The sequence below is a fragment of the Mesorhizobium sp. M1A.F.Ca.IN.020.06.1.1 genome (genome assembly GCF_004023265.1).
Taxonomy (GTDB): domain Bacteria; phylum Pseudomonadota; class Alphaproteobacteria; order Rhizobiales; family Rhizobiaceae; genus Mesorhizobium.
Genome location: NZ_RZSR01000385.1, coordinates 1 through 5171, shown reverse-complemented (window position 1 = coordinate 5171; position 5171 = coordinate 1). Strand labels below are relative to the sequence as shown.

The 5171-nt window shown below is 62.9% G+C and carries 5 protein-coding genes; 1 reads left to right on the top strand and 4 read right to left on the bottom strand.

The features are described from left to right. Positions 1-751, bottom strand: a 751-nt coding sequence (locus EOA60_RS17635; RefSeq protein ID WP_206628151.1) for a cytosine permease, incomplete at its 3' end; no start/stop codon positions are given. Between the two features lie 115 nt (positions 752-866). On the opposite strand from EOA60_RS17635, the gene EOA60_RS39890 reads away from it, so the two are divergent. Then, positions 867-1349, top strand: coding sequence for a DUF982 domain-containing protein (locus EOA60_RS39890; protein ID WP_348632713.1), 483 nt, complete (start codon positions 867-869; stop codon positions 1347-1349). An 89-nt stretch (positions 1350-1438) separates the two neighbouring features. On the opposite strand, the gene EOA60_RS17625 is transcribed toward EOA60_RS39890, so the two are convergent. The 3 genes from EOA60_RS17625 to EOA60_RS17615 all read right to left on the bottom strand — a co-directional run. Continuing rightward, entirely contained in the window at positions 1439-2950 is a 1512-nt protein-coding gene (locus tag EOA60_RS17625) for an HlyD family type I secretion periplasmic adaptor subunit (RefSeq protein WP_095825381.1), read from the bottom strand. A 3-nt stretch (positions 2951-2953) separates the two neighbouring features. Then, complete coding sequence (locus EOA60_RS17620) at positions 2954-4699, bottom strand: type I secretion system permease/ATPase (protein WP_245322438.1); 1746 nt, start codon at positions 4697-4699, stop codon at positions 2954-2956. Positions 4700-4776: 77 nt separating this feature from the next. Continuing rightward, a partial coding sequence (locus tag EOA60_RS17615) for a hypothetical protein (protein WP_164899372.1) occupies positions 4777-5171 on the bottom strand: 395 nt, incomplete at its 5' end.

The window sequence follows — 5171 nt, the reverse complement described above, 5'->3', positions numbered from 1 at the left end:
AGTTGAGGTAGAGCGCCGAAAAGTAGGTTACCCAGATTGCCGCCACCGCGAACAGCGCGGTCCACGAACCCGGCTCGCCTGGCACGCCGGCATCCTTGGTCTTGTCGAGCAGCACGTCCATCGGAATATCGCTGGTGAAGGCGAAGGTGCCCGACTTGACGCAGAGATAGATCGCCAGGATCAGCATCATCACCCAAACGGCGGGTCCGGCCCAGTCCTGGAAGCGCCGCACCGTTTCCATACCCTTCTGGATGATCAAAAGCTGCAGCGCCCATATGACGACGAAGCAGATCACCTCCAGGGTGGAATGGCCGAGCAGATGCGAGGTCCGGTTGAATTCGTCGAACCACTGCAGCCGCGTCAGCAGCGCGACGATTGCGCCCGACGCGGCGGCCGTCTGGGCGCCATACCAGAAGCAGGCGACGACGGCGCGCACCAGCGCCGGAATGTTGGCACCCCAGATGCCGAAGGAGGCGCGCGCAAGCACGGGGTAGGGAACGCCAGTCTTCACGCCGGCATAGCCGACAAGGTTCATCAGGAAGTAGATGATCAGCGAGCCGATGCCGATGGCGATGATGAAGTTGACGAAGCCGCCGCAGAACAGAAAAAGGCTCGCGGCGAGATAATAGCCCCAGAGGCTGTGGACGTCGGAAGTCCAGACGTTGAAGATTGAAAACGGCCCCCAGTTCCTGACTGTTGCCGGAGCCAGATCCTCGTTGTAGAGGTCCGGCGAAGCGCCTTGTATAGTCATTGCAACTGTCCCCTTTTGCAAAACGCGGCGTCCCCGCGTTAACTGGTGAGGGTAAGCCTGACGCTGGGGAACCTACAAGCAATCCATTTGCCGGCTTTGGCCTTAAAGTCATTCAATGAGAATCGCGCTTCTCGTCGCGCCAAAACAGGAATCGCCTTTACTTGAGTCGGCTTGCCAATCGCGCCCTGTCCGGTTCCGAACTTTTTCGACCAGCAACCAAAATTGTGTGGAACCAAACCCCTGGACATGCGTTTATGCGGGTTCGGCCGCTTTGCGGTCGACCGGGAGGATAGTGATGGATCGCTTGCATTTCTTTACCCCAGTGCGGATCGCGCGTGGGCAGGGATACCCCTTGGAGGAAGTCGACAGCGTCTCCGAAGCGATGGTGTTCCTGCGGAAGTGGCCAACGGGGAGGCGCGGCCCCGTTTATCAATGCGCCGTGAATTGCTGCTCGGCAGCTATGGCTGGCAAGATGTCGGCTGAGGAGGCGAGAAAGGCTTTTGTCGGCTTTGCCCGCATCACTCGGATTCTCGACGACGAGATGGCGCTGCCTCTGGGTGGCGTTTCGATGGACAATGTCTACGCTCTAAGGCGCTAGCACGTTCGAATCCTTCGGCAGCATGAGACGTCGGCCTGAGGCCGACGTCTCGGTGGTGTTGTGTGCTTACTGGCACGAGTTGCTTCGTTTCAATTCTCCCTGAAAGAGCGTGTGAGGGAGGCTTCCACCGGGGCCAGCATGTAGTCGAGCAAAGTGTGCTCCCCGGTCAGAATCATCACTTCCGCCGGCATGCCGGGCGATAGACGGACGTCGTGCAGTTCTTCGAGATCGGCCGCGTCGACCTTGACCTTGGCGAGGAAATAGGGCTCGCCGGTCTTCTCATCCGTCAGCCGATCGGCCGACACCGAGGTGAGCAGACCGTGGATCTGCGGCAGATGCCTGCTCGGATAGGCCGTCAACACCACGCGGGCGGGCATGTCTGGATGCACCACATCGATATCCGTGGTCTTGATGCGTGAATCGATGACCAGATTGGGCTCGTTGGGCACGATATCGAGAAGCGGCTGGCCGCTGGCGATCACGCCGGATTCGGTCGTTACGCGAAAATTCATCACCGTTCCCGCAATCGGCGCGACGATGTCGGTCCTGGCCAGCACATCCTGGCGCGAGGGCAATTGGCTGCGCAATTCGGCCAGGTCGGTGCGCACCTTGGCGAGATCCTCGTTGGCGCTCTCACTGTCCTGCTGGCGCAGGTTGAGGAGTTGGAACTGGGTTTCGCCGATCTGCTGATCGTTGCGGGCCACTTGAGCCCGGTTTGACGCTTGGTTGGCGCGGATATCGGCCTGGGAGCGCAGCAGCGCCAATATCCGCGGCAAGCGCTCCAGCCCCTTTTTGTAAAGCTCTTGGGCGGAAGCGATCTCCTGGTCGATCAGCCTGAGTTGCTCGGTCTCTGCGGCGATCACGTCTCTTGATCCCGCACTTTGCTCCTCAATCTGCGCGATGCGCTTGTTGAGGATCTGCGTGCGCCCGTCGCGGGTCGCGAGGCGGCTGTCGAGCAGCGCCTGCTCTTCGGCGACCACGTTTCGCCCCAGCTCGCTGTCGATCGAGGTCAGCTCCTTGGGGAAGGCGACCCGATTCTGGCCGGCAAGCTCCGCGACAAGGCGCGCCTCGGTTGCCAGCAGGCGGATATAGCGCCCCTGCAACTCGTCGTAGCGGCCCTGCGCCTCCGTAGTCTTCAAGCTGATGAGGACCTCTCCGACGCCGACCTTATCGCCCTCCTTGACATGAATCGCGCCGATAATGCCGCCTTCAAGGTGCTGGACCGTCTTGCGATAGCCTTCGGGGCTGACGACGCCATCGGCGACGACGGCACTTGCCAGAAGCGCGACGCTGGACCACACGGCGACGCCGCCGACGAAGACAATCGATGAAACATAGCCCAGCATACGCGCCGGCCGGGTCCGTTGATTGAGGTCGCCACTGATTGCCTGGAATGCATGTGACCGCCGCCGGAAGAATCGGGAAATCAGGAGCAGGACGAGCGCGCCGGCGGCCACAGTCAGAGCGATACGCGTCGGCCAACCCAATCCGTCATACCAAATCGAGGCCGCGGCGGTCAGATCCCCGGCCAAGATGCTCAGCGTGCCGGTCAGCTCACGCAGGCTGTCCGCCAGCCCGTTCAGAAGCGTCGAGAAGTCCATGGCTCACTCCACCGCTTTCAGGTTTGCCGGCGCGAAGGCGGCAATCTTGTCCCGCATGGCCCCCGGCATCGGAATGCGCCTGGGCTGGCCTGCCAGCGCGCCGAGCACCTCGTCGCGCGTGCCGAGCATCATGACCGATCCGTCGCGGAGGAGGACGATGTTGTCAGCCGTGCGCAGAAGACTGGTCTGATGGCTGACGATAACGACCGTGCGGCCGCGCTCCTTCAACTGCTGAAGCACGTTGAACAGCGCCGCCTCTCCTTCGCCGTCGAGGCCGGTGTTCGGCTCATCGAGTACGATCAGCGGCGGGTCGCCGAACAGTGCCCGAGCCAGCGCGATGCGCTGCCGCTGACCGCGCGAGATCCGAACGCCGTGCGGTCCGACCTCGGTCCGATAGCCGTTCGGCAGCCGCAAGATCATCTCGTGAATGCCGGCGAGCTGGGCCGCGGCGATGACGGCTTCGCTGTCGACGTCGCGCAGGCGCGCGATGTTCTCGGCGATTGTTCCCGGGAACAATTGGACCTGTTGCGGCAGGTAGCCGATATGCTGGCCGAGCTCGTTCGACGGCCAATTCCAGACCTCCGCACCATCCAGCCTGACATGGCCCAGCGAGGGTCGCATCGTGCCGACGATGAGACGGCAGAGCGTGGTCTTGCCGGAGCCGGACGAGCCGATCACGCCGCAGGTCTGGCCGGGCTCGACACCGAAGCTTATCGCGTTCAGCAGGGCCTGCGGGGTTCCCGGCGCGTAATAGTGCAGGTTCTCTAACTTCAGCCGGCCTTGCGGGCGCGGCAAGGTGACGCCGACGTTCTGCGACGACCCGGTGGCGGCAAAGAGCTTGATCAGGTTCTGGCGCGCGGCCCGAGCGTTGACCAGGCTGCGCCAGGCGCCGATGGAGCGTTCGATCGGCGCCAGCGCGCGGCTGAGCAGGATGGAAGCCGCAATCATCGACCCGCCCGTGAGTTCGCGGTGCAGGACGAAATAGGCGCCGAGCCCCAGCACGGCCACCTGGAGGGCGAGGCGCAGGGAGCGCGACAGGCTGCCGATGACGGTGGTGCGCTGGAAAATGCGGGACTGCAGAGCTGTGAGAGCTTGCTGGTTTTGCTCCCAGCGCAACAGCGCCGGCTCGGACATGCCGAGCGAGCGCAATGTTTCGGCGCCATCGACAAATTGACCGACGGCGGCCTGGCTGCGGCGCAACCCTGCGGCTGCTTCCTGGTTTTTGCGGCGAGTGAGGAAATCGTTGGCTAGAGCGCAGCAGAACAGAAGCACCGCGCCGGCAAGGCCGAGCACCCCCAATGCCGGATGCAGAAACCACATGAACGCCATGAATACCGGCGTCCATGGCGCGTCGAGAAAGGTCAGAATGCCGTCGCCGGCAATGAAGCTGCGAAGATCGCTAACGTCCTTCAGGCCGGCTTCGACGTTGCTGCCGGCCAGGCGCGCCGCCATGGCGCGTTCGATCACCGGGACGCTGAGCTGGTCGTCCAGCCATTGGCTGATATGCCCCAGCATCATCCGGCGGGCATGTTCCAAGAGGCCATAGACGGCAATGGCGCCGATGACGGCAAGGGTGAGCCACAGCAGCGTGTCGATCGAGCCGCTCGACAGCACCCTGTCATAGATCTGCAGCATGTAGATGGTGCTGGCAAGCAGAAGAAGATTGGTTAGCAAGCTGAAGAGGAAAAGGGCCGGCGCCTGGCGGCGCGCCAGACGCATCACTTCCTGGAATTGCGGCCTTGGCTGCATCACGGAACCCCCCGTTTCGATGCCTTACTGCCGAGTTCCAACGGGGGCAGCACTTGGCCGCCCCCGCTGCTTCTGTGTCAGGCGATGTCGACGAGTATGTGCTGGACGGTGGTCATATCGCCGTCCGCGTCCGCGATTTGGACGCCGAAGTCGAGGTGCGCGTCCGGCGTCGTGGTCTGCGTCGTGGTGAAGCCGATGTCCACGATTTTGATGACGTCGTTGTCGGCGACGGCTGTATCCACACCGTTCACCTTGGCCACGTCGTTGTCCCAAATCACCAACGGGGCGGAAAGGCTGCCACCATTCGCGCCGACCGCGCTATTCAGGTCGATCGCGGTAGCACCGCCGAGAGCGGCGTTGGTACCGGCCGGCGCACTACCGGCCCCGACCAGACCGTTGCCGGACTGCATGATCTGGACGCCTTGGAGCACCCAGTTCTCACCGGCACCGTTGTAGTCGTTTCGCTCTATGA

What these genes read in the sequence shown, in the direction of transcription:
- EOA60_RS39890 (WP_348632713.1), top strand. Translation starts at nt 867, where the DNA reads ATGAGAATCGCGCTTCTCGTCGCGCCAAAACAGGAATCGCCTTTACTT.
- EOA60_RS17625 (WP_095825381.1), bottom strand. Translation starts at nt 2,950, where the DNA reads ATGGACTTCTCGACGCTTCTGAACGGGCTGGCGGACAGCCTGCGTGAG.
- EOA60_RS17620 (WP_245322438.1), bottom strand. Translation starts at nt 4,699, where the DNA reads ATGCAGCCAAGGCCGCAATTCCAGGAAGTGATGCGTCTGGCGCGCCGC.